Source organism: Streptomyces sp. HB132 (genome assembly GCF_016909575.1).
Taxonomy (GTDB): Bacteria; Actinomycetota; Actinomycetes; order Streptomycetales; family Streptomycetaceae; genus Streptomyces.
The window spans coordinates 64,377-87,326 of record NZ_JAFBGA010000023.1; the positions used below are offsets into that span (position 1 = coordinate 64,377).

25 protein-coding genes and 1 pseudogene are annotated in these 22,950 nt (G+C 70.7%); 16 read left to right on the top strand and 10 right to left on the bottom strand.

The genetic code is table 11. From position 1 onward, the window contains the following. Positions 1–11 precede the first annotated feature (11 nt). Both JOC24_RS31235 and JOC24_RS31240 read right to left on the bottom strand, forming a co-directional pair. On the bottom strand, positions 12–947 hold the full coding sequence (locus JOC24_RS31235) for a M56 family metallopeptidase (RefSeq protein WP_205023807.1): 936 nt from the start codon (positions 945–947) through the stop codon (positions 12–14). An 87-nt stretch (positions 948–1,034) separates the two neighbouring features. Next, positions 1,035–1,625, bottom strand: coding sequence for a DUF5134 domain-containing protein (locus tag JOC24_RS31240; RefSeq protein ID WP_205023808.1), 591 nt, complete (start codon positions 1,623–1,625; stop codon positions 1,035–1,037). A gap of 175 nt (positions 1,626–1,800) precedes the next feature. On the opposite strand from JOC24_RS31240, the gene JOC24_RS31245 reads away from it, so the two are divergent. Further along, positions 1,801–2,352 (top strand): GNAT family N-acetyltransferase, encoded by a 552-nt coding sequence (locus tag JOC24_RS31245; protein WP_205023809.1) that lies wholly within the window; start codon positions 1,801–1,803, stop codon positions 2,350–2,352. A 42-nt stretch (positions 2,353–2,394) separates the two neighbouring features. Here JOC24_RS31245 and JOC24_RS31250 read toward each other — a convergent pair whose 3' ends face one another. Then, positions 2,395–3,045: a glycerophosphodiester phosphodiesterase gene (locus JOC24_RS31250; RefSeq protein WP_205023833.1), complete on the bottom strand. Its 651-nt coding sequence runs from the start codon at positions 3,043–3,045 to the stop codon at positions 2,395–2,397. A 279-nt stretch (positions 3,046–3,324) separates the two neighbouring features. Here JOC24_RS31250 and JOC24_RS31255 point away from each other — a divergent pair, with 279 nt between their 5' ends. The 5 genes from JOC24_RS31255 (at position 3,325) to JOC24_RS31275 (ending at position 8,007) form a co-directional block, all read left to right on the top strand. Continuing rightward, complete coding sequence (locus tag JOC24_RS31255) at positions 3,325–4,722, top strand: DUF6421 family protein (protein ID WP_205023810.1); 1,398 nt, start codon at positions 3,325–3,327, stop codon at positions 4,720–4,722. A gap of 26 nt (positions 4,723–4,748) precedes the next feature. Next, positions 4,749–5,513: an SDR family NAD(P)-dependent oxidoreductase gene (locus JOC24_RS31260; protein ID WP_205023811.1), complete on the top strand. Its 765-nt coding sequence runs from the start codon at positions 4,749–4,751 to the stop codon at positions 5,511–5,513. Beyond that, positions 5,492–6,574, top strand: coding sequence for a threonine aldolase family protein (locus tag JOC24_RS31265; RefSeq protein ID WP_205023812.1), 1,083 nt, complete (start codon positions 5,492–5,494; stop codon positions 6,572–6,574). The genes JOC24_RS31260 and JOC24_RS31265 overlap by 22 nt, the downstream gene beginning before the upstream one ends. Positions 6,575–6,645: 71 nt before the next feature. Then, positions 6,646–7,245: a transglutaminase-like domain-containing protein gene (locus JOC24_RS31270; protein WP_205023813.1), complete on the top strand. Its 600-nt coding sequence runs from the start codon at positions 6,646–6,648 to the stop codon at positions 7,243–7,245. A 69-nt stretch (positions 7,246–7,314) separates the two neighbouring features. Continuing rightward, complete coding sequence (locus tag JOC24_RS31275) at positions 7,315–8,007, top strand: B3/B4 domain-containing protein (RefSeq protein WP_205023814.1); 693 nt, start codon at positions 7,315–7,317, stop codon at positions 8,005–8,007. 31 nt (positions 8,008–8,038) lie between these two features. Here the strand turns inward: JOC24_RS31275 and JOC24_RS31280 are convergent, their stop codons facing one another. Next, a complete protein-coding gene (locus tag JOC24_RS31280; RefSeq protein WP_205023815.1) occupies positions 8,039–8,761 on the bottom strand; it encodes a lysophospholipid acyltransferase family protein in 723 nt (240 codons plus the stop codon). Between the two features lie 219 nt (positions 8,762–8,980). Here JOC24_RS31280 and JOC24_RS31285 point away from each other — a divergent pair, with 219 nt between their 5' ends. From JOC24_RS31285 to JOC24_RS31305, 5 genes are all read left to right on the top strand, one after another. Further along, positions 8,981–9,307 carry a TlpA family protein disulfide reductase gene (locus JOC24_RS31285; RefSeq protein WP_205023816.1) on the top strand — a complete coding sequence of 109 codons (327 nt, stop codon included), beginning with the start codon at positions 8,981–8,983 and terminating at the stop codon, positions 9,305–9,307. 196 nt (positions 9,308–9,503) lie between these two features. Further along, the gene (locus tag JOC24_RS31290) at positions 9,504–10,010 is read left to right on the top strand and encodes a flavin reductase family protein (protein ID WP_205023817.1); all 507 of its coding nucleotides are present in this window, start codon (positions 9,504–9,506) and stop codon (positions 10,008–10,010) included. Between the two features lie 201 nt (positions 10,011–10,211). After that, positions 10,212–10,997, top strand: coding sequence for an electron transfer flavoprotein subunit beta/FixA family protein (locus tag JOC24_RS31295; protein WP_205023818.1), 786 nt, complete (start codon positions 10,212–10,214; stop codon positions 10,995–10,997). Positions 10,998–11,054: 57 nt separating this feature from the next. After that, on the top strand, positions 11,055–12,017 hold the full coding sequence (locus JOC24_RS31300) for an electron transfer flavoprotein subunit alpha/FixB family protein (RefSeq protein ID WP_205023819.1): 963 nt from the start codon (positions 11,055–11,057) through the stop codon (positions 12,015–12,017). Positions 12,018–12,186: 169 nt separating this feature from the next. After that, positions 12,187–13,485 carry a DUF6986 family protein gene (locus JOC24_RS31305; protein WP_205023820.1) on the top strand — a complete coding sequence of 433 codons (1,299 nt, stop codon included), beginning with the start codon at positions 12,187–12,189 and terminating at the stop codon, positions 13,483–13,485. A 4-nt stretch (positions 13,486–13,489) separates the two neighbouring features. Here the strand turns inward: JOC24_RS31305 and JOC24_RS31310 are convergent, their stop codons facing one another. Then, a complete protein-coding gene (locus JOC24_RS31310) occupies positions 13,490–14,521 on the bottom strand; it encodes a LacI family DNA-binding transcriptional regulator (RefSeq protein WP_205023821.1) in 1,032 nt (343 codons plus the stop codon). Between the two features lie 183 nt (positions 14,522–14,704). Here JOC24_RS31310 and JOC24_RS31315 point away from each other — a divergent pair, with 183 nt between their 5' ends. Together JOC24_RS31315 and JOC24_RS31320 are read left to right on the top strand one after the other, a co-directional pair. After that, on the top strand, positions 14,705–15,673 hold the full coding sequence (locus JOC24_RS31315) for an ROK family protein (protein ID WP_205023822.1): 969 nt from the start codon (positions 14,705–14,707) through the stop codon (positions 15,671–15,673). 389 nt (positions 15,674–16,062) lie between these two features. Further along, positions 16,063–17,106 (top strand): NUDIX domain-containing protein, encoded by a 1,044-nt coding sequence (locus tag JOC24_RS31320; protein WP_205023823.1) that lies wholly within the window; start codon positions 16,063–16,065, stop codon positions 17,104–17,106. 102 nt (positions 17,107–17,208) lie between these two features. Here the strand turns inward: JOC24_RS31320 and JOC24_RS31325 are convergent, their stop codons facing one another. Together JOC24_RS31325 and JOC24_RS31330 are read right to left on the bottom strand one after the other, a co-directional pair. After that, entirely contained in the window at positions 17,209–17,514 is a 306-nt protein-coding gene (locus JOC24_RS31325; protein ID WP_239581257.1) for a hypothetical protein, read from the bottom strand. Positions 17,515–17,540: 26 nt separating this feature from the next. Continuing rightward, complete coding sequence (locus JOC24_RS31330; RefSeq protein ID WP_205023824.1) at positions 17,541–18,905, bottom strand: dipeptidase; 1,365 nt, start codon at positions 18,903–18,905, stop codon at positions 17,541–17,543. A gap of 194 nt (positions 18,906–19,099) precedes the next feature. Here JOC24_RS31330 and JOC24_RS31335 point away from each other — a divergent pair, with 194 nt between their 5' ends. Next, the gene (locus tag JOC24_RS31335) at positions 19,100–20,365 is read left to right on the top strand and encodes a geranylgeranyl reductase family protein (protein WP_205023825.1); all 1,266 of its coding nucleotides are present in this window, start codon (positions 19,100–19,102) and stop codon (positions 20,363–20,365) included. Here JOC24_RS31335 and JOC24_RS31340 read toward each other — a convergent pair. Then, positions 20,349–20,807 (bottom strand): nitroreductase family deazaflavin-dependent oxidoreductase, encoded by a 459-nt coding sequence (locus JOC24_RS31340; protein ID WP_205023826.1) that lies wholly within the window; start codon positions 20,805–20,807, stop codon positions 20,349–20,351. The genes JOC24_RS31335 and JOC24_RS31340 overlap by 17 nt on opposite strands. A 126-nt stretch (positions 20,808–20,933) precedes the next feature. Between JOC24_RS31340 and JOC24_RS31345 the strand changes: the two genes are divergently transcribed. Both JOC24_RS31345 and JOC24_RS31350 read left to right on the top strand, forming a co-directional pair. Next, complete coding sequence (locus tag JOC24_RS31345; protein ID WP_205023827.1) at positions 20,934–21,653, top strand: TetR/AcrR family transcriptional regulator; 720 nt, start codon at positions 20,934–20,936, stop codon at positions 21,651–21,653. Between the two features lie 67 nt (positions 21,654–21,720). Then, a complete protein-coding gene (locus JOC24_RS31350; protein WP_239581259.1) occupies positions 21,721–22,104 on the top strand; it encodes a hypothetical protein in 384 nt (127 codons plus the stop codon). A 9-nt stretch (positions 22,105–22,113) separates the two neighbouring features. On the opposite strand, the pseudogene JOC24_RS31355 reads toward JOC24_RS31350, so the two are convergent. Together JOC24_RS31355 and JOC24_RS31360 are read right to left on the bottom strand one after the other, a co-directional pair. Next, positions 22,114–22,488, bottom strand: a pseudogene (locus JOC24_RS31355) (transposase); the annotation flags it as partial. A 30-nt stretch (positions 22,489–22,518) separates the two neighbouring features. Next, positions 22,519–22,950 (bottom strand): DDE-type integrase/transposase/recombinase (locus JOC24_RS31360; RefSeq protein ID WP_205023828.1); only part of this gene is annotated, 432 nt, incomplete at its 5' end.

Consider the following 22,950-nt stretch of genomic DNA (forward strand, 5'->3'; position numbering starts at 1 on the left):
CGCGCGTGAGGCTATCCCAGGGCGCGGAGTCCGGGGACGAAAGCCACCAGCAGCGGTACGGCGGGCACCAGCGCGGCGGCGGCCGTCAGTCGCAGCCGGCGGCCCGCCGTGAGCCGTTCCACCGGGGCGAGCAAACGGTTCACCCTGAGCGGGACATGGGCGCCGGACGACGGTGCCGGGCCGAACACCCCGCGATCCTCGTTGAGTTCGACGAGGGCGAGGGCGATCGTGAGGCGTCCGAAGCGCCGCGAGGCCACGTCGTCCGCGGCCAGTTCGACGAGGCGGTGCATCTCGTCGCGGAAAGCGGCGAACACGGGTACCTGGGGGAACCCGGTCGCCAGCGCGTCCGAGCAGTGCAGGAGCCAGTCGTGGCGGGCCTGCGCATGACCCTGCTCGTGGGCCAGTACGGCATTGAGCTGACGTCCCTTCAACCGCCCGAGTGCCGCGGTGGTGACGACCAGTTGGGGAGCGGACCCCGGCAGCCACCACGCGTCGGGCCGTTCCCCCTCCAGCACCACGAGGCGCCCGCTGCCGGGTTCCTCGCCCGGCATCAGCGGGGAGCGGACCAGTAGTTCGTTGCGCCGCATCCTGCGGCGGACGCCGGCCCGGTGGATCTCCCGCACGAGCATGGCGGCGCTCCACACCCCGGCGAGCGCAAGCAGGACCGCGATGACGGCCGACCACGGCCCGTACGCGCCCAGGGCGTACGCCTCGACCACGGCGTGCGGGGCGGGTGCGAAGACATGGCCGCGGACGGCCTGCCAGGCGGCGGCCGCGCTGAACGTCATGGAGAGCCCGAACGACAACAGGACGCCCGCGACCACGCACTGCCAGACCCACAGGGCCACGACCGGCTCACGCTCCGGCCACCGGGCCCTGGCCATCAGGCCTGGGGCCAGGACGGCAGCCAGTGCACCGAGCAGCAGCAGCGCGAGGGAGACCAACATGGGCGTCAGCCTATGAGTGCCGCGGTATCCACGGGTATGGCCGCGAGCGCCAAGTGACGTACGACACGGGGCGCGGGGTCTGCTGTCTCACAATGTGAGCAGCATGGCGAACATGGCCATCCCCATCGTCAGTCTGCACGCCAGGGCCAGCTCCGGGCGCGCACCCCAGGCCGGGTCCGTCACGCCGGGTCCGACGCCGTCCGCGGAGGCGCCGACCGGTGTGGGAGCAGGTATCAGCCGTCCCGCCGAGCGCAGAACGTAGAGGGCGTAGTAGACGAGCAGGGCTCCCGTCAGCACGGGGACGCCCCCGGCCGTCGACGCGTGCGCCAGGTGGCCGCTGCCCGCGTGGGCGGCCCCCGGTGCCATGGCCACGGCCATGTACACCATGGCCAGCGAGCCGACCAGGTGATGCAGGTGGTGGCCGCCGCCCCTGGCGCGCACGAGCGCGTGCAGCGAGGCGGCGCCGAACACCACCGCGTACACCACCCACATCCACTCGGGGAGCGTGACCAGGGCCGGGGGCACCGCCATCACCGCCATCCCGAACCCCATGAGCGCCTCGGCGCGGGCCGGTCCGCGCTCCCGTTCCGTACCGTCCCGGGTACGCAGCAGGCAGTACGCCCCTGTTGCTCCGCACAACGCCATGAGCAGCCAGCCGGACATCGCCGGTCCGTGCACAGTGGACCTCCCCCTACGGCGCGGCACGCCGGTGTCGTCCCATCGATGCCCCGTCTCGGCCGCTCCTACCGGGGCGCATTGGGGTACAGGGGCGCGCGCTCGGGGGCCGAGGGGGCGTCCGGGGCCGGGTTAGTCTCGGGGGAGCACAGTCGGGACACCACCGGAGAAGAGCCACATGGACATCGCACCGGCCACGGCAGCACGGGCAGAACTGACCTTCCGCGACGCCACCGAGGACGATGTGCCGGTCCTGGTACGACTCGTCGAGTCCGCCTACCGGGGCGACGCGAGCCGGGCCGGCTGGACCACGGAGGCGGACATCCTCCAGGGGCAGCGCACCGACGCCGACGGGGTGCGTGAGGTGCTCGCGGCGCCCTCGGGCCGGGTGCTCGTAGCCGAGCGGGACGGCGAGCCGGTCGCCTGCTGCCAGCTCGAACACCGCGGGAAGGCCGCGTACTTCGGCATGTTCGCGGTCAGCCCGGGGCTGCAGGGAGCGGGGCTCGGCAAGGTGATCATCGCGGAGGCGGAGCGCACGGCCCGCGAGGGCTGGGGTGCGAGCGAGATGCACATGACGGTGATCTCCGTGCGCGAGGAGCTGATCGCCTGGTACGAGCGGAGGGGCTACCGCCGTACGGGAGAGCTGACGCCCTTCCCGTACGGCGACGAGCGCTTCGGCATCCCGCAGCGCGACGACCTCGCGTTCGAGTTGCTGGTCAAGAACCTGTAGACCGCGGGAAGCGGTGGTCCCCGCGTGGGTCCGCCGGGTGCCTCAGGCGGTGGAGCGGCCCGCGTGCCGGATCTCGGGACGGTCGGTCGTCGCGCCGTCCAGGCCCAGCGCACGGGCGAGACGCAGGTGGTCCGGCGTGTTCACCACCCAGCCGATCACCTTCAGGCCTTCCGCGTGCGCCTGCTCGACCACCTCGAGGGTGAGGCGGCGGATGTTCAGGGCGAGCGTCGCAGCGCCCACCGCCTTCGCCCGGTCCACCACGTCGGCCTCCCAGCGGCTGGCGATGAGCACCGTACGCACGCCCGGGACGAGCTGCCCGATCTCGGCGACCGCCTCGTCGTGGAACGAGGACACCTCGACGCGGCCGGCCAGATCGCGTCGCAGCATCACCTCGGCCAGCGCCCTCGCGGCCGCCACGTCCTTGATCTCGGCCTGGAGGGGCGATCCGATCGCGTCGAGGACCTCCTCGAAGACGGGTACCCGTTCGCCCTGCCCGGCGTCGAGTTCGCGGAGCTCCGCCATGGTCTTCTCGGCGATCAGCCCCCGCCCGTCCGTCGTGCGGTCCACGGCGGCGTCGTGCATCACGGCGAGCGCGCCGTCCTTGCTCAGGTGGAGGTCCAGTTCGACGGCGTCCATGCCGGCCTCCTCCGCGTGTGCGAACGAGCGCAGAGTGTTCTCCGGCTCGACACCCATGACCCCGCGATGACCGATGGTGAGAAAAGTCAAGGCACTCCTGCTTCCGTCCGTCGTATGAGCCCTGCGTGCGGCTCCTACCCCCAGGCAATCAGTTCGCGCGTGCTGGGTGGTCTCTGCCCTGCACACCTGCCGAAGAAGTTGTCACGTCGATGTGTGGCAGGAAAAATAACGGTGACTATGAGGTGTGGCAGGATAATTTTCTGCCCTCCACTTGTCTGAAGGAACCGCTCATGGATACGGTTGCTTGACGCGAGGTTCTCCCGTGAAGGAAGTGCTATGACGGAAATTCTTGAGCATGCGACCACCACCGGTGCGATAGCTGCTGCCCAGCGGGTCGTGGAGCACCCGGCCTGGCCCACGCTCAAGAGTGCCGTGGAGGAGCTCCGCCCCTGGCAGTCCAAGGACGGGTCCATCGACTTCGAGGCCGACGGCGCTCCCTCCGCCGAGGCGGCCGGAGCCGTCGTCCGACGCGTGATCGACGCGGTCGAGCAGCTCTCCCCGCTGCTCCCGCACGACGACGCCTACCACCGCGCGCTCGTCACCGATCTGCGCCGATGGGCCGCGGACGGCTTCGGCGTCCCCGACTTCCTCGACTCGCTGCTCGCCTTCCAGCCCGCCAGGAACCGCGCGGACGGTCTCCAGCACCTGGTCGTGTTCGCCATGTACACCCAGAACGGCAATCCGGACCGCAATCTGGAAGCCGTCGTGCTGCGGATGGTCTGGCCCGAGTGGCTCGCCGACCTCGAGGCGACGCGTTACGACAACCCGCTGTTCTGCGGCATCACCTTCGAGGACTTCACCTCTGGCTACGACACCAACTCGGCCGTGCTCTTCCCCGAGACCATCGCTGTGCGCGAGGCGCCGGAACGATTCAGCTGGGGCGGCATCTTCTGCGACCGCGAGGCCGCCCGTTTCCGTCGTGTGACCGAGGCGTCCGTCGACCTGCTGGGCGTCGAGCTGCCCGACGACATCCGCGCGATGATCGGCGACCAGGACCGCTGTGAGCAGGCGTTCGTGCTCTGGGACATGGTCCACGACCGCACCCACAGCCACGGTGACCTTCCGTTCGACCCCTTCATGATCAAGCAGCGCCAGCCGTTCTGGATGTACGGACTCGAGGAGCTGCGCTGCGACCTCACCGCCTTCAAGGAGGCAGTGAAGCTGGAGGCCGACGGCTTCGGCCAGGGCCGTGACGTGCAGTACGCCGTGCTCTTCGACCGGATGTTCCGCTTCCCGGTCACCGGTGAGCGCGTGCGCAACTACGACGGCCTCGGCGGCCAGCTCCTCTTCGCCTACCTCCACAAGCACGACGTCGTCCGCTGGACCGACAACACCCTGAAGATCGACTGGGCCCGCGCCCCGCAGGTCACCAACCAGCTCTGCGGTGAGATCGAGAAGCTCTACCGCGACGGCATCGACCGCCCCAAGCTCGTCCACTGGTTCGCGGCGTACGACCTGGTCGCGACCTATCTCGCACCCCACCCGGGATCCCGCTGGGCCAAGGGCCCGGACGCCCTGGACCTGAATCTGCCGCCCCGCAAGCTCGTCGACGACGTGCTTCCGGACGAGTTTCCCCTGAGCATGTTCTATGAGGCGCTCTCGAAAAAGCTGAAGCATGTGATCGCCTCCACCAAGGGGATCACCGCGGCGGACGCCGGGCGGGCAGCCGCGTGAGCGCGGGTTCTGAGGAGGCGGTGGCGATGAACGCAACAGGCGGAACCGACAGCGGCGTGCTCGAGGGCGCGGTGGTCGCGGTGGCCGGAGCGGCGGGGCCGGCGGGCCGAGCCACCTTGCTCAGGCTCGCCGAGGCGGGCGCGACGGTGGTGGCCTCCGACGCCAACCCCGAGCGGCTCGTGGAGGCGGTCGACGCCGCGCGTTACGCGCACGGCGGAGCGACCGTCACCGGCGACACGGTCGACCTGCTCGACCCGGGAGCCGCGCGGGAATGGGCGCTCAAGACGGAGAAGGAATTCGGCCGCGTCGACGGCCTGGTCCACCTCGTCGGGGGCTGGCGCGGCGGCGCCGGCTTCGCGGACACCAGCCTGGCCGACTGGGACTATCTCGAGAAGCTCCTGATCCGCACGGTCCAGTCGACGTCACTCGCCTTCCACGAGGTCCTCCAGCGCAGCGACCGGGGCCGGTACGTGCTGATCAGCGCGGCCGGCGCCAGCAACCCCACGGCCGGCAACGCTGCCTACTCCGCGTCCAAGGCGGCGGCCGAAGCATGGACACTCGCCATGGCCGACGCCTTCCGCAAGGCGGGGGCCGAGTCGGGTCTGACCTCGGCTGCTGCGATCCTGGTCGTCAAGGCACTGGTGCACGACGCGATGCGCGCCGAGCGCCCGAATGCGAAGTTCGCGGGTTTCACGGACGTCACGGAGCTGGCCGATGCCATCGCCGGAGTCTGGGACATGCCCGCCGGAGAAGTGAACGGAAAGCGTCTGTGGCTGACTCCGCAACCGTAAGGACCGATGCGCGACGTCATCACGATCCGCAGGTACGCGGATTCGCCAGCGACAACTACGCGGGTGCGCACCCGGAGGTGCTGGCGGCCCTCGCCCTCGCCAACGGTGGCCATCAGGTCGCCTACGGTGAGGACGACTACACGGGACACCTCCAGAGGGTCATGCACAGCCACTTCGGCCCGACAGCCGAAGCCTTCCCCGTCTTCAACGGCACCGGAGCCAACGTCGTCGCCCTCCAGGCGCTGACCGACCGCTGGGGTGCGGTGATCTGCGCCGAGTCCGCCCACATCAACGTCGACGAGGGCGGGGCGCCGGAGCGGGTCGGCGGGCTGAAGCTGCTCACCGTGCCCACCCCGGACGGGAAGCTCACGCCGGAGCTGATCGACCGCGAGGCGTACGGCTGGGACGACGAGCACCGGGCGATGCCGCAGGTCGTGTCGATCACGCAGAACACGGAACTGGGTACCGTCTACACGCCCCAGGAGATCCGCGCCATCTGCGACCACGCCCATGAGCGGGGCATGAAGGTGCACCTCGACGGTGCCCGGATAGCCAACGCCGCCGCGTCGCTGGACGTGCCGATGCGTACCTTCACCAACACGGTCGGCGTCGACGTCCTCTCCTTCGGGGGCACCAAGAACGGCGCGCTCTTCGGTGAGGCCGTGGTCGTGCTCGACCCGGACGCCGTCCGGGCCATGAAGCATCTGCGCAAGCTGTCGATGCAGCTCGCCTCGAAGATGCGCTTCGTCTCGGTCCAGCTCGAGGCGCTGCTCGCGCGGGACCTCTGGCTCCGCAACGCACGCCACGCCAATGCCATGGCCCAGAGGCTCGCCGAGGGCGTCCGGACGGTCGACGGTGTGGAGATCCTCCACCCGGTCCAGGCCAACGCCGTCTTCGCGCGGCTGCCGCACGAGGTGACCGAACGGCTGCAGAAGCGGTTCCGGTTCTACTTCTGGGACGAGAAGGCCGGGGACGTCCGCTGGATGTGTGCCTTCGACACCCGCGAGGACGACGTGGACTCCTTCGTGCTGGCGCTCAAGGAGGAGATGGCGCGCGTGTAGCGACATCATAATTATGCGGCCGACCGGAAATGTATTGAACCCGGTCGGCCGCATCGCTACGCTCCGGGTCCATGGAGCTGATTCAGAGTGCCCCCGACATCTCCTCGTACCTCGCCGACGACGAGGTGATCGACCATCGTCATCCCTTGGTGAGGGAGGCATCCGAGCGTCTCGGCGCCGAGACGGTCGATGCATATGCATACGCGTCGGCCGCCTACGAGTTCGTGCGGGACACCATCCCTCACTCGATGGACTCGGGGGATCCGCGGGTCACTTGGCGCGCGTCGGACGTCCTCGCCGCCCGCACGGGCATCTGCTTCGCCAAGTCGCATGCCCTGACCGCCCTGCTGCGGGCCGCGGGCATCCATGCGGGGCTCTGCTACCAGCGGCTCACCGGAAGTGACGACGCGCGGCTGATCGTCCACGGCCTGGTCGCCGTACGGCTTCCGGGGTGGGGGCGGTGGGTGCGGCAGGATCCGCGCGGCAACACGGGGGGTGTCGACGCCCGGTTCTCGGCATCGGAGGAACGGCTGGCGTGGGTGACGCGATCGCAGTTCAATGAAATGGACTATCCGGTAGTCTATGACGTACCGCATCCGGCGGTGCTGCATGCGCTCCGGAGCTCCGGGAGCCGCGATGAACTCTCCCTGAAGCTCCCCACCGCGCTCTGAACCCGGGTGCCCGCGGGCCCGGCAGCGCCGCCGGGCCCGCGAACCGACCGCCCCGAAGCAAGGCAGACGATGACCCTGACCATCACGATCTCCGACGAAGTGCGCAGCCTCGCCCCGGGCTTCACCCACCTCGCAGTCGAGGCGCGCGGCCTGGTCAACGGGCCCAGCGACCGGACCAGTTCGGCCCTGCTGGACGACGCGGCCCGCCGGCTGGCCGAGCGACTCGGCGGACGGGCCCCGCACGAGGATCCGCACGTCGCCGCCTGGCGCGAGACGTACGCGGCCTTCGGGGCCAAGCCCTCCCGCACCCGCAACTCCGCCGAAGCCCTCGCCAGGCGCGCGCTCACCGACGCGGGGCTGCCACGCATCAACCGACTGGTCGACGCCTACAACGCGCTCAGCGTCGCTCGTCTGATCCCGGTCGGGGGCGAGGACACCGACCGGATCAGGGGCGCGATGCGCCTGGTGCGCGCCACCGGCCTGGAGCGGTTCCCCACCGTGGCGGGCGGAGAGGACGTCGTGGACCACCCCGAGGCGGGGGAGGTCGTCTGGTGCGACGACGAGGCCGTCACCTGCCGGCGGTGGAACTGGCGCCAGGGCGCGCGCACCCGTCTCACCGAGGAAACGGTGAACGCCGTCTTCCTCCTGGAGGGGCTGGCTCCCGCGACGTCCTCGGAACTCCGGGCCGCGGCCGACGAACTCGTCGAGTCGCTCGAGAAGCTCAGCCCCGGGGTGCGGACCACGCTCCACGCACCCTCGTGACGTCCCGTCCGCCCACGAGCGGGCGGACGGCTCAGCCGAGCTCGCGCGCCTCCGCGGGCGTCGGAGCGGTACCGCCGAGGTGCGCGGGAACCCACCAGGTGTCGGCGGCGTCCTTGGGGCGCACGGGATAGGCGCGCTGCGCCGCCTCCAGGAGCTCCTGCACGCGCTCGCGGAGCCGGCGGGTGATGGCACCCGCGTACTGGTCGGCCGGGGCTTCCACGGCCTCGCCCACGCGAATGGTGATCGGGGTGTGGCTGCGCCGGAAATTACGCGGGCGCCCCTTGGTCCACAGCCGCTGGGTACCCCACAGCGCCATCGGGATCAGCGGTACGCCGGCCTCCTGGGCGAGCCGCGCGGCACCCGACTTGAAGCTCTTCAGGGTGAAGGACTGCGAGATGGTCGCCTCGGGGAACACGCCGACGATCTCGCCGGCGCGCAGCGACGCGAGCGCGTGCGCGTAGGCGTCCTCGCCCTGGTTGCGATCGACCGGGATGTGCTTCATGCCGCGCATCAGGGGTCCGGACACCTTGTGCCGGAACACCGACTCCTTCGCCATGAAGCGGACGAGCCGCTTCTGCGGCAGGGCGCCGAGTCCGGTGAAGATGAAGTCCAGATAGCTGATGTGGTTGCTGACCAGAACCGCGCCACCGGTCTTCGGGATGTGCTCCGAACCCTGGGTGTCGATCTTCAGGTCGAGCGCCTTGAACAGCGTGCGAGCGGCGCCGATGACCGGCCGATAGACGAGCTCTGCCATCTGGATGAAGACCCTTCTTCAATGCCTGGGGAGGGTTCTCCCGGCGGAAGTTACGCAGCCGTAGGTTTTCGGCATTGGGGCGATCGTGCCCCATGTGCGACGCCGTGGCCAGCCCCAAAGGCCCCAGGGCGAGAGATTCTCGTCACGTGAATACCGCGGGAATGTAATGACGTCGCGGGGTGCTGACCCTTTGCGCAGAGATCTGAGAGGGAGGCCTCGATGGACGGGCGGACGACCGCCGAGACACTGGACGCAGCCCAACTCGGTGCGGAGCTGGGGGATCGGGCCACCCTGGTGCAGTTCTCCAGCGCTTTCTGCCAGCCGTGCCGCGCCACCCGGCGCACGCTCGCCGAGGTCTCCGGCGTGGTCGAGGGTGTCGCCCACGTCGAGATCGACGCCGAGGCGAATCTCGCCCTCGTGCGCGCCCTCGGCATCAATCGGACCCCCACGGTGCTGGTGCTCGACGCGCAGGGCCGCATCGTGCGCAGGGCGGCGGGTCCGCCGCGTACGGCGGACGTCGTCGCCGCTCTGGGACGGGCGATGTGACGGGCCGTGACGCTCCTCCCACATGACGGGACGCACTTGACTGTGCACACCACGCATCGTCACCCTGACGTTATGTCGCCAGAACTCCTTCTCCTCGGCCGGGTCCGTGCCGACTTCGTGCGCGACGTGAGCGCGCGCCGTCCGGGTGTCTGAAGAGCCCTCGGACCCGTACGCCCCTTTGCGGAAGGACCTTTCCATGACGACCTCCCCCCACGTCGGCACGTCCCCGGCGGCCGCCCCCACGCTTCTCCGCTCGGTCTTCCGGCAGCACGCCGCCGGAGTCGCCGTGATCACGGCCGCGGGCGCGGGCCCGGTCGGCTTCACCGCGACCTCGCTCAACTCCGTCGCCGCCGAGCCGCCACTCATCTCCTTCGGGGTGGGCACCTCGTCCTCGAGCTGGCCGGTGGTCGCGGAGGCTGAGCACGTGGGCGTGCACATACTCGGCGAACATCAGCGGGACCTGGCCGCCACGTTCGCCCGCAGTGGCGCGGACCGGTTCGGCCCCTCCACCGACTGGCGCGCGGGGCCCGGGGGAGTGCCGCTCCTCGGGGGAGTCGTGGCCTGGCTGGTCTGCCGGGTGGTGGCCCGGGTTCCTGCCGGGGACCACCGCATCGTGATCGCCGAGGTCGTGGCGGGGGACCCCTCGGGAGGGGGCCGGCCGCTGGTCTACCACCAGGGGCGTTTCACGGCTCTGCGAGACTGAGGGAGGGCGGAGCCGTGCGGGAGGCGATCTCGTTGGCTACGTCACAGTTCCAAGCGCTTGCTTATGGGTAACGTAATGGGTGTACTGGCGAGTAATATTTCACCGGGAGCCGGGTCGCCCCGACCGGAAACCGCCCGATAAGGCGCCTATGCTGCGTGCAACAAGGCAGCCCAGAAATGACGATGCAGTAGGAGAGCCGGCGTGAGCTTGAGGATCGTTGTCTGTGTGAAGTACGTGCCCGACGCCACCGGCGACCGGCACTTCGCCGATGACCTGACCCTGGACCGTGACGACGTCGACGGTCTGCTGTCGGAGCTCGACGAGTACGCGGTCGAGCAGGCACTGCAGATCGCCGACGAGGCGGACGACGCGGAGATCACCGTGCTCACGGTGGGTCCGGAGGACGCCAAGGACGCGCTGCGCAAGGCGCTGTCGATGGGCGCCGACAAGGCCGTCCACGTCGAGGACGACGACCTGCACGGCACGGACGTCATCGGTACGTCCCTGGTCCTGGCCAAGGCTGTCGAGAAGACCGGTTACGACCTGGTCATCTGCGGCATGGCGTCGACGGACGGCACCATGGGTGTGCTCCCGGCACTGCTCGCGGAGCGCCTCGGCGTGCCGCAGGTCACGCTGCTCTCCGAGGTCTCGGTCGACGGCGGCTCGGTCAAGGGCCGTCGCGACGGCGACACCGCGAGCGAGCAGCTCGAGGCGTCCCTGCCGGCCGTGGTCTCCGTGACCGACCAGTCGGGCGAGGCCCGCTACCCGTCGTTCAAGGGCATCATGGCGGCCAAGAAGAAGCCGGTCGAATCCCTGGACCTCGAGGACCTGGAGATCGAGGCGGACGAGGTCGGCCTGGGCGGCTCCTGGACCGCGGTCGACTCCGCGGCCGAGCGTCCCGCCCGCACGGCGGGCACGATCGTCAAGGACGAGGGCGAGGGCGGCAAGCAGCTGGCCGAGTTCCTTGCGGGCCAGAAGTTCATCTGAGCCCCGGCCGTACCTCCACCGCCCCGCACTCCCTCGCACGCAGGAGATTGAAGTCCCATGGCTGAAGTTCTCGTCTATGTCGACCACGTGGACGGTGCCGTCCGCAAGCCCACCCTGGAGCTGCTGACGCTCGCCCGCCGCATCGGCGAGCCGGTCGCCGTCGCCCTCGGCAACGGGGCCGCCGACACCGCCGCCGCGCTCGCCGAGCACGGCGCGGTCAAGGTGCTGACCGCCGACGCGCCTGAGTTCGCCGACTACCTCGTCGTACCGAAGGTGGACGCGCTCCAGGCCGCTTACGACGCGGTGTCCCCGGCCGCCGTGCTGCTGCCCTCGTCGGCCGAGGCCAAGGAGATCGCGGCCCGCCTCGCCCTCCGTATCGGCTCCGGCATCATCACCGACGCCGTCGACCTGGAGGTCGGTGACCAGGGGCCGGTCGCCACGCAGTCGGCGTTCGCCGCCTCGTACACCACCAAGTCCCTTGTCTCCAAGGGCACTCCGGTCATCACGGTGAAGCCGAACTCGGCCGCCGTCGAGGCCGCCCCCGCCGCGGGCGCGGTCGAGTCCCTCGCGGTCTCCTTCTCCGCCACGGCCACCGGTACCAAGGTCCTTTCGCGCACCCCGCGCGAGTCGACCGGGCGTCCGGAGCTGACCGAGGCCGCGATCGTCGTCTCCGGCGGCCGTGGCGTGAACGGTGCGGAGAACTTCGCGATCATCGAGGCCCTCGCCGACTCGCTCGGTGCGGCCGTCGGTGCCTCGCGCGCCGCGGTCGACGCCGGCTGGTACCCGCACACCAACCAGGTGGGCCAGACCGGGAAGTCGGTCTCCCCGCAGCTGTACATCGCCTCGGGCATCTCCGGTGCGATCCAGCACCGGGCCGGCATGCAGACCTCGAAGACCATCGTCGCGGTCAACAAGGACTCCGAGGCGCCGATCTTCGACCTCGTGGACTACGGCGTCGTCGGTGACCTCTTCGACGTCGTCCCGCAGCTGACCGACGAGGTCAAGTCCCGCAAGGGCTGACCCGGCACGAGTTCGGCCCGCACGACGGCCCGGGGCCGCGTGGTGTTCGCACCGCGCGGCCCCGGGCCGTTTCCGTTCACCATTGACGCGGGGACCAGGGACTTATAACTTCACCATGCGGATGAAAGATTCCGGGAAGCGGAAATATCGAAGTGTGGAGGGTACGGCCATGGGTCAGCAGGAGATGGTGGCAACGAGCCTCGCCGGCGCGGTCGGCGAGGAGATCAGTGCCTCCCTCACGTCGGTGGACGCCGAGCTCGCCCGCCGCTATCCGGGGGACCCCGGCACGCGCCAGCCCGTCCACACCGTCTACGTGCCCGCCGACGACTTCACCTCCACCACCCTCCGCACCTGGGGCGACCGGGCCCTGGCGGCGCTCGACGCGCACGCCCCCGACGCCACTGCCCTCGCCTCGGTCCTCGGCATCCCGCAGGAGCTCGCGGAGCCCGTCCACGACCGCGTACGGGACAAGCTGGAGCGTGAGCCGGTCGAGGACCTGCGCATCGACTTCGAGGACGGCTACGGGCCGCGTCCCGACGCCGAGGAGGACGAGGCCGCCGCCCGCGCGGCGCGTCTGGTCGCCGAGGCGTACGCCGGCGGTACCGCTGCTCCGTACATGGGTATCCGGATGAAGTGCATGGAAGCCGGCGTGCGCGACCGGGGCATCCGCACCACGGACATCTTCCTGACCGGGCTGATGCGGGCCGGCGGCCTCCCCGAGTGTCTCGTCCTGACACTGCCGAAGGTGACGTACCCCGAACAGGTCACCGCCTTCGTGCGCCTTCTCGAGGCCTTCGAGGAGACGCACGGTCTGTCCGCCGGGCGCCTCGGGTTCGAGATCCAGATCGAGACCAGTCAGTCCATCCTGGCGGCGGACGGCACCGCGGCGGTGGCCCGCATGATCGACGCCGCACGGGGCCGGGCGACCGGTCTGCACTACGGGACCTTCGACTACAGCGCCTGCGTCGGCGTCAGCCCCGCCTACCAGGCCAGTGACCATCCCGCCGCCGACCACGCGAAGGCCGTCATGCAGGTGGCCGCCGCGGGCACCGGTGTGCGGGTCTGCGACGGCTCCACCAATGTGCTGCCCGTCGGCCCCACCGAACAGGTCCACGAGGCCTGGCGCCTCCATCACGGCCTCACCCGCCGAGCCCTGGCCCGCGCCTACTACCAGGGCTGGGACATGCACCCCGGCCATCTGCCGACCCGCTACGCCGCCGTCTACGCCTTCTACCGCGAGGGTCTCGGCCAGGCGGCGTCCCGGCTCGCCGCCTACGTGGCCAAGGCCGGCGGAGACGTCATGGACGAGCCCGCCACCGCGAAGGCGCTCAGCGGCTATCTGCTCCGCGGCATCGACTGCGGCGCCCTGGACACCGCGGAGGTCGAGGCCCTCACCGGCCTGACCCGCGCCGGCCTGGACGGCTTCGCCTCGCCCCGGCGCGGCGGGCTGACCGCGACGGCGCCGTGAGCGGTCACGCGGGCGGGAGTTCCCCCGAGCCGCGCGGGACGAGCCGGGTCGGGAGCTCCACCCTCACAGGGGCGTGAGCGGCGCCGTCGAGGCGGCGGAACAGGTGTTCAGCCGCGGTTCGGCCGACCGCCGCGGCGTCCTGCGAGATCACCGTGATGCCGAGCAGGTCGGCCAGCTCGATGTCGTCGAAGCCGACCAGGGCGATCCGGCGGTCGCACTCGGCGAGGACGCGGACGGCGGTGACCGTCACCCGGTTGTTGCCCGAGAACAGTGCCGTCACCGGCTCCGGGCCGGCCAGCATCGTCTCTGCCGCCGCCCTGACCCGGGCCGGGTCGGTCGGACCGAGGGAGACCCAGGAGTCCTCGACCGTGATCCCGGCGTCGGCCAGGGCCGCGTGATAGCCGCGCAGTCGTTCCGTGGCGGTGTGGATGCGCGGCTGGTCGCCGACGAATCCGATCCTGCGGTGGCCGTGGGCGACCAGGTGGGCGACGCCCGCGCGTGCCCCGCCGAAGCTGTCGGACAGGACCATGTCCGCGTCGACCCGGCCCGCCGGACGGTCGACGAACACGGTGGCGATGCCCGCCTTCATCTCGGGTTCCAGATACCGGTGGTCGTCGCCGGCCGGGATCACGATGAGGCCGTCCACCCGCCGGGCGCAGAGTGCGAGGACGAGCTCCTGCTCGCGCTCCGGGTCCTCGGCGCTGGAGCCGTTGATCAGCAGGGCGCCGTGTGCGCGGGCGACCTCCTCGACGGCGCGGCTCAGCGGACCGTAGAACGGGTCCGCGAGGTCCTCCAGCACCAGGCCGATGGACGCGGTGCGGCCCTTGCGCAGCACGCGCGCGCTGTCGTTCCGCCGGAACCCGAGCGCCTCGATGGCCTCCTGGACGCGGCGCTCGGTGTCGGGGGTGACGCCGGGCTCGCTGTTCACCACGCGTGAGACCGTCTTGAGGCCGACTCCGGCACGAGCCGCCACGTCCTTCATCGTCGGCCTGTTGCCGTAGCGGGACTCGGAAGGGTGGCGGGCGGTCTCGGCCACGGTGCGCTGTCCTGTCGTCGGGAACGTATGGTTCCGGGCTCCGCCGGGGGTGCCGGGTGGTGTCCGGATGCTGTGGCGTCGAGCATAGGCCCTGGACAACGTTGTCAAGAGAATGGAGACTGGGTGGACCATCCAACTGAAGCCGCAGGTCCTGCGCCTCACCCCTCCGGAGTGTCCACACCGATGCATACCGACCTCGTCGCCGCGCTCGACATCGGCGGTACAAAGATCGCCGGGGCGTTGGTCGACGGAGGCGGTTCCCTTCGCGTACGGGCCCAGCGCCCCACGCCGGCCCGTGAGGGTGCCGAGGCCGTGATGGGCGCGGTGAGCGAGGTCCTGGCGGAGCTGACGGCCTCCCCGATGTGGCACCGTGCACGCGCGGTCGGCATCGGAAGCGCGGGGCCCGTGGACGCCTCGTCCGGCACGGTCAGTCCGGTCAACGTCCCCGGCTGGCGCGGCTTCCCGCTGGTCGAGAGGGTCGCCGCCGAGACGGGCGGACTGCCGGTCACCCTCGTCGGGGACGGTGTCGCGATGACGGCGGCCGAGCACTGGCTGGGCGCCGCCCGAGGCTACGACAACGCGCTGTGCCTGGTCGTCTCGACCGGCGTCGGAGGCGGCCTCGTACTGGGCGGGAAACTGCACCCCGGCCCCTCAGGTAACGCAGGTCACATCGGTCACATCAGCGTCGACCTGGACGGCGACCCCTGCCCCTGCGGCGCGCGCGGCTGTGTGGAGCGCCTCGCCAGCGGGCCCAACATCGCCCGGCGCGCACTGGACAACGGCTGGCGCCCCGGCCCGGACGGAGACGCCACGGCCGCCGCGGTGGCCGCCGCCGCCCGGGCCGGGAACCCGGTCGCGGCCGCCTCCTTCGAGCGGGCCGCCCAGGCGCTCGCCGCCGGGATCGCCGCCACCGCCACCTTGACCGACATCGACATCGCGGTGATCGGAGGGGGAGTCGCCGGCGCGGGCGAGGTGCTCTTCGCCCCGTTGCGCGCGTCCCTGCGCGACTACGCCACGCTGTCCTTCGTCCAGGGCCTCACGGTGACCTCCGCGGTGATGGGGACCGATGCGGGCCTGGTGGGCGCCGCGGCCGCGGCCTCGACGGCCCGTCCCGGCGCCCCGAACGGCGTACGGGCCGTAGTCGCCCCGTAAGCCGTTTCGCGGAGGGGCCGCACTCCGTCCCGGCGTCCCCGGTCCGACGGCTTCGGGGGCACCACCGCCAGGAACGCGTCCCCCTCCAGGCCCGGTCACGACCTCGGCAGCCGGCCCCTCGCTCCGGCGGGCCTCCGCGAACTCCTCCGCGGGCCGGCTTTCCCCGGGGTCCACCTGTGGGAAACCGTTCCGGTACGGTGCGGCGCACTCGTCCCCTCGTCGTTCCGGTGAACGACCGCTCCGACGACATCGGCCCGCCCCCCCCGCCACGTCGGCACGGCCACCGGGCCGGGGGAGGGACGCGCGCCGGCGCAACCGCGTCGCCCCTCGGGGTTTCCGGAGCGGGGTGTTGCGGGCAAGCCACAGGGGGCTACGGAAGAGGGGGACCCGTGATCGTCTGGATCAACGGTGCGTTCAGTGCGGGCAAGACCAGCGCCGCGTGCGAACTGATCGATCTGATCCCGAACAGCACCTTCTACGACCCCGAACTGATCGGCGGGGGACTGCGCGGACTGCTGCCCCAGAAGAAGCTCGCCGAAGTGACCGACATCCAGGACCTGCCGATCTGGCGGCGCCTGGTGGTCGACACGGCCGCCGCGCTCCTCGCCGAACTCTCCGGGGTGCTGGTGGTCCCGATGACACTGCTCAGGCAGGACTACCGCGACGAGATCTTCGGCGGGCTCGCCTCCCGTCGCATACCGGTCCGCCATGTACTGCTCTCACCTGAGGAAACGATCCTGCGGAGACGGATCGCCGAGCGCGAGGAATGCGTCGACGACCCCGAGCACAGCGAACGGATCCGGCAGTGGGCCTACGAGCACATCGAGCCCTACCGGGCCGCCCTCGGGTGGATCACCGCGGACGCCCACACGATCGACACCAGTGCGCTCACCCCGTACGAGACGGCCCAGCGGATCGCCGAGGCGCTGCGCACCGGTGAGGCCGGGGAGTGCGGCATAGTCCAGACCCCCGCGCCGCGTGCGGAGACGGTCGCGTCCGGTGTGCTGCTCTTCGACGAGCAGGACCGGGTGCTGCTCGTCGACCCCACCTACAAGCCCGGCTGGGAGTTTCCCGGCGGTGTGGTGGAGCGCGGGGAGGCCCCGGCGCAGGCAGGGGTGCGGGAGGTCGCCGAGGAGTTGGGGCTCCGACTCGACACGGTTTTGAGGCTCCTGGTGGTCGACTGGGAGGCGCCGAAGCCGCCCGCGTACGGAGGACTGCGCTTCCTGTTCGACGGTGGCCGTCTGCGCGGCGAGCAGGCCGCGCGGCTGTTGCTGCCCGGCTCGGAACTGCGTGACTGGCGGTTCGTCACCGAGGAGGAGGCGTCCGGGATGCTCCCGCCGACCCGCTTCGAGAGGCTCCGGTGGGCGCTGCGTGCCCGCGAGCGGTCCACCGTGCTGAACCTCGAGGCCGGGGTGCCCGTGGGCGGACCGTAGCCTCCGGTGGGACGAGCCGGGCTTGTTCTGCCGTTCCGGCGCCCGCCGACCCGTCACGTCCGTCGGCGCATGGACACATGGGGTCCGGGAGGGTGCACGTCGTCAGGCGGGCACCCCTGCCTCATCCATGACCCCTGCCATCTCGGCTCGGGGGAGCGCCGGGTTGGCGCCCGCGCTGCTCGCCAGTTCGGGCTCGGCCAGCGCATCGAGGAGCCGGGGGAGCGGCAGACGCGGATCGCGGGCGGCCTCCTGCCGCGTCCGGACGTCCGGATCGTGGCTGAGCCGTTCGATGAGATCGGGGCCCGCGGCGGGGTCGCGGACCGCGAGCCGCCGGTGGCTCCCGTCCGGATGGTCCGCGAAGCGGGCGGCGAGCCCTTCGGAGAGGAAGCGGGGGTGGCCGGTCGCCATCCACGCGGAGAACGTCCCGCGGGGCCTCAGACCTTCTTCGACTCCGCGTAGTTCCGCAGGAACAGTGCCTCCGCGACCGAGAGCCGCTCGAGCTCCTCGGGAGAGACGCTCTCGTTCACCGCGTGGATCTGGGCCTCGGGTTCGCTCAGCCCGATGAGCAGGATCTCCGCCTGCGGGTACAGCGCGGCCAGCGTGTTGCAGAGCGGGATGGAGCCACCCATGCCGGAGGACTGCATCTCCTCACCCGGGTACGCGATCCGCATGGCCTCGGCCATCGACGTGTAGGCGGGGCTGGTGACGTCGGCGCGGAACGGCTGCCCCTGGCCGACCTGTTCGACGGACACCCGGGCACCCCAGGGGGCGTGGGACTCGAGGTGGGCGGTCAGCAGCTCCGTGGCCTCGGCGGCATCCTGGCCCGGCGGCACCCGGAGGCTGACCTGCGCCCGGGCGCTCGCCTGCAGCGACGGCGTGGCCCCGACCACGGGCGGGCAGTCGATCCCGACGACGGTGACCGCGGGCCGCGCCCAGATACGGTCGGCGACCGTCCCCGTGCCGATCAGCCCGACGCCGTCGAGCACCTTGGCGTCCTTGCGGAACTCGCCCTCCGGGTACTGCAGTCCGTCCCATTCCGCGTCGTGCGTGAGCCCGTCGACCGTCGTCGTGCCGTCCTCGGCCCGCAGGGAGGCCAGCAGCTGGATCATCGCGGCCAGGGCGTCCGGGGCGGCGCCGCCGAACTGCCCCGAGTGCAGATTCCCTTCGAGGGTGTCCAACCGCACCCGCAGCATGGTCATACCCCGAAGCGTCGCGGTGACGGTGGGCAGCCCGACGCGGAAGTTGCCCGTGTCGCCGATGACGATCGTGTCGGCGGCCAGCAGTTCCGGGTGCGCCTCGGCGTACTGTTCGAGGCCACCCGTGCCCTGTTCCTCCGAGCCCTCCGCGATCACCTTCACGGAGACGGGGACACCGCCGTCCGCCTTGAGGGCGCGCAGCGCGAGCAGGTGCATGATGAAGCCGCCCTTGCAGTCCGCCGCACCCCGGCCGAACCAGCGGCCGTCGCGCTCGGTCAGCTCGAACGGCGGCGAGAGCCAGGCGGACTCGTCCAGCGGCGGCTGCACGTCGTAGTGCGCGTAGAGCAGTACCGTGGGCGCGCCCGCCGGACCGGGCAGGTAGCCGTACACCGACTGCGTTCCGTCCGGGGTGTCGAGCAGGGCCACGTCCTGGAAGTCCTCCGCGCGCAGGGCGTCGGCGACCCAGCCGGCCGCGGCCTCGCACTCGCTCCGCGGGAACTGCGCGGGGTCCGCCACCGACCGGAAGGCCACCAGTTCGGCGAGCTCCGTCTTCGCGCGGGGCATCAGCGAGGCAACGGTCTCGGAAATCGGACGGGCGGTCATGGGCACGCTCCTCGTGGGTGCGACATCAGGGCTGTGGCGCGGTGGGTACGCGGCCGGGTGCGACGCCGTGGACGCGGCGTTGCGTGTGCAATGAATTCATGGCTGATCCTCCCACAGCGGAGTTCCGTCCCGGCGCGCCGTAGGATGCCGTGAGCAGTTGGGGCCACTGGTCGGATCGGGAGCAGAAGCACATCGTGAGCAGCGAGAACGCAGACGCCGGACGTGAGCCGGATGAGTCGTCGTCGGAACCGCAGGAGTCCTCGGTATGGGACGTCGTCGTGGTCGGTGCAGGCCCGGCCGGAGCCTCCGCGGCGTACGCGGCGGCCGTCGCGGGCCGCCGGGTGCTGTTGCTGGAGAAGGCGGAGATCCCGCGCTACAAGACATGCGGCGGCGGAATCATCGGGTTCTCGCGTGATTCCCTCCCTCCTGGATTCGAACTGCCTCTGAAGGACCGGATCCACGCCGTCACCTTCTCGCTCAACGGGAAGCTGTCACGCACCCGCAGGTCCAGGCGCATGCTCTTCGGTCTGATCAACCGGCCGGAGTTCGACGCCGGCCTGGTGGAGGAGGCTCAGAAGGCGGGCGCCGAGCTGCGCACGGGGGCGACGGTGACACGCGTCGAGCAGCACGGCACCGCCGTGCCCGACCGGCGCACGGTCGCCGTGGTGCTGGCCGGCGGCGAGACGGTGCTGGCCCGGGCCGTCGTCGGCGCGGACGGCAGCGCGGGCCGCATAGGGGCTCATGTCGGCGTCAAGCTCGACCAGGTGGACCTCGGACTCGAGGCCGAGATCCCCGTTCCCGAGACGGTCGCCGAGGACTGGGCGGGCCGGGTGCTCATCGACTGGGGTCCGATGCCCGGGAGTTACGGCTGGGTCTTCCCCAAGGGGGACACCCTGACGGTCGGTGTGATCTCGGCGCGGGGTGACGGCGCGGGGACCAAGCGGTATCTGGAGGACTTCGTCGGCCGGCTGGGTCTCGCCGGGTTCGAACCGGCCGTCTCCTCCGGTCATCTCACCCGCTGCCGTAGCGACGACTCACCGCTCTCCCGCGGACGGGTGGTGGTCTGCGGCGACGCGGCCGGGCTGCTGGAACCCTGGACGAGGGAAGGTATTTCCTTCGCCCTGCGGTCCGGGCGGCTCGCGGGGGAGTGGGCGGTACGGATCGCCGAGTCGCACGACGCGGTCGACGCCCGGCGTCAGGCCCTCAACTACGCCTTCGCGATCAAGGCCGGGCTGGGCGTGGAGATGAGTGTCGGGCGCCGCATGCTCAGGCTGTTCGAACGGCGCCCGGGGGTTCTGCACGCGGTACTGACCGGGTTCCGCCCCGCCTGGAACGCGTTCGCGGGAGTCACCCGGGGGACGACTTCACTGGCCGAACTGGTCCGCTCGCATCCGCTGGCCCAGCGGGCGCTGCACGCGATGGACCGCCAGGGGACGGACGGGGTCAGCTCTCGATCGTGATCCGGAAGACGGGGTGGTCGGGGCACGCGGCCAGGAGTTCGGCATCGGTCGACCTGGCCGTCACGCCCTGGAAGTACTGGTTGACCTCCCACCCCCAGCGCTCCAGATAGGCGCGGACGATCCGCATCTTCTGCTCGTCGTCCGCGATCTCCACCGCACTGAAGGCGCGGACCTTCCGGCCCACCTTCAGCTCTCCGCCTCCGGCAGCGCGCATGTTGCGCACCCACTGGGAGTGGCCGCGGGCGGAGACCAGGTACTGGACGCCGTCGTGGTGGTGAGGGTTCACGGGGATTCGCTGCATCCGGCCGCTCTTGCGGCCCCTCACCGACATCTCGGCGGAACCGAGCAGGCTGACACCGTGGCGGGCGAGCCAGCCGACGACACTGTTCATCCGCTGTGCGAAGGCGTTGGCCCGGAGGTAGTACGGCTGCTGCTGCGACATGGTGGCTCCCGCCATTGAGAGAGCGGTGCTCTCGCTTGAGATCAGTGTGTACGGGTGTGCCGCTCAAAAGCAAGAGCAGTGCTCTCGTTTCTGTTCAGTGTTCTGGTCACGTGGCAGACTGATCGCATGAGCACCATTCGAGGAGCCAGGGAACGTGCCCGCGTCGAAGTCGCGGCGGCGATCAAGGACGAGGCCAGGAAGCAGCTCGCCGCGGAGGGAGCCGCGAAACTCTCCCTTCGTGCCGTGGCCCGTGAGCTCGGTATGGCCTCCTCCGCGCTCTACCGCTACTTCCCCAGCCGGGACGACCTGCTGACCGCCCTCATCGTCGACGCCTACGACGCGGTGGGCGAAGCCGCCGAGGAGGCGCTCCCGGACGCCGGTGGCACCCCCGGCCCGCATCCCGCCCGGTGGGTCGCGGTCGCCTGCGCCGTGCGGGACTGGGCTCTCGCGCACCCGCACGAGTACGCGCTGATCTACGGCTCGCCCGTCCCCGGTTACACGGCCCCGCAGGACACCGTCGGTCCCGCCTCCCGTGTGGGTCTGGTCCTCATCGGCCTCGTACGCGACGCCCACCGCACCGAGGGCCTCGCGGTTCCCCCGCTCGCCGCCGAACTGCGGCCCGAGGCCGTGCGGATGGCCGCGGACCTGGCCGAAGACCTCCCGCCGGCCGTCGTGGTGGCCCTGGTCGCCGCATGGGCCCAGATCTTCGGGCTGGTCTCCTTCGAGATCTTCGGACAGTTCAACCGGCTGGTCGAGGCGCGTGAACCTCTCTTCCGGCGAGCCGTTCACGAACTCGGGCGCTCCGTGGGTCTGCTGGACGGCCGCCCCGCAGGCGCAGGGGGCTGAGGCGGGGCGCAACCCGTCGTGCGCGCCCTAAGGGCTGTCCCGCAAGGGACTTGGAGGGACAGGTGGCTTGAGTCTGGCGAGGCTGGTGTGGGCGGATAGTGTGGAGTGGCTTATCGGAGTGCCGGTCTTGGGGGGACGAGTGGGGCGCAGCAGGCTGCCTGTGGAGAATGCAGGCAACGGCGATCTCTGTCTCTTCATCGAGCCATACGGCGAGGACTTCTATCTGAAGCCCGGTGAGGTCTTCACGGTCGCGCCTGAAGCCGAGGGGATCGATGTCTGGTTCTCCACCCTCGTCTGGGAGGGAGGCATCACGGTGTGGCCTTATGAGGACGGGGACCCGACCAGGATTATCCTGGAGTACACCGTGACGGACGCCAACGGCAACCGGCTGGAGTGCGGTCACCAGAGGCCTCCGAAGCCTGCTGGCTCTGATGTGGCTGAGCTGGGTTGACCCTCGCCGTCACTGGGTCAGGGCGAGATTCTGCAGCTGGGCGATGCCCAGCATCGCGTGGTGGACGCCGTCACCTCTGAGGCGGCAGTCACGGAGGATCTTCCACGTCTTCATACGGGCGAAGACGTGCTCGACACGGGCTCGGACCTGCTTGTGAGACCTGTTGTGTTCTTCCTTCCAGGGCGTGAGTTCGGCCTGTCCGCGCTCACGGCGGTGGGGGATCACAAGGCCGGTCCCTGGATAGCCGCCGTCTGCAATCGTGACTGCGCGACCGACGGCGGCCTTGGCGCCCGACTCCTCCCATGCCTTGCAGTCGTTGCGGTTTCCGGGCAGCGGCCGGCCGACAACCACTACCCGGCGGGTGTCCGCGTCGATGACCACCTGGGACTGCTGCACGCGTAGGTGACAGTGGGGTTATGCAGCCAGGGCTGCGGGTGGGGTCATGATGGCTTCGTACTCGACGGGGGTCAATCGGGCCAGGCGTTTCTGGCGTCGGCGCCGGTGGTAGGTGCGCTCGATCCAGGTCACGATCGCGAGCCGTAGTTCCTGGCGGGTGGCCCAGGTACGGCGGTCCAGGACGTTCTTCTGCAGCAGCGCGAAGAAGCTCTCCATGGCCGCGTTGTCGCCTGCGGCACCGACTCTCCCCATCGATCCGAACATGCTGTGACGTGCGAGAACGGCGACGAATTTCCGTGAGCGAAATTGCGACCCGCGATCGGAATGAACGATGCATCGAGCGACCTGGCCCCGGCGGGCCACCGCGGATTCAAGAGCCCTCACGGCGAGGCTGGACTTCATCCGGGCGTCGATGGAATAGCCCACGATGCGGCCGGAGTACACATCCTT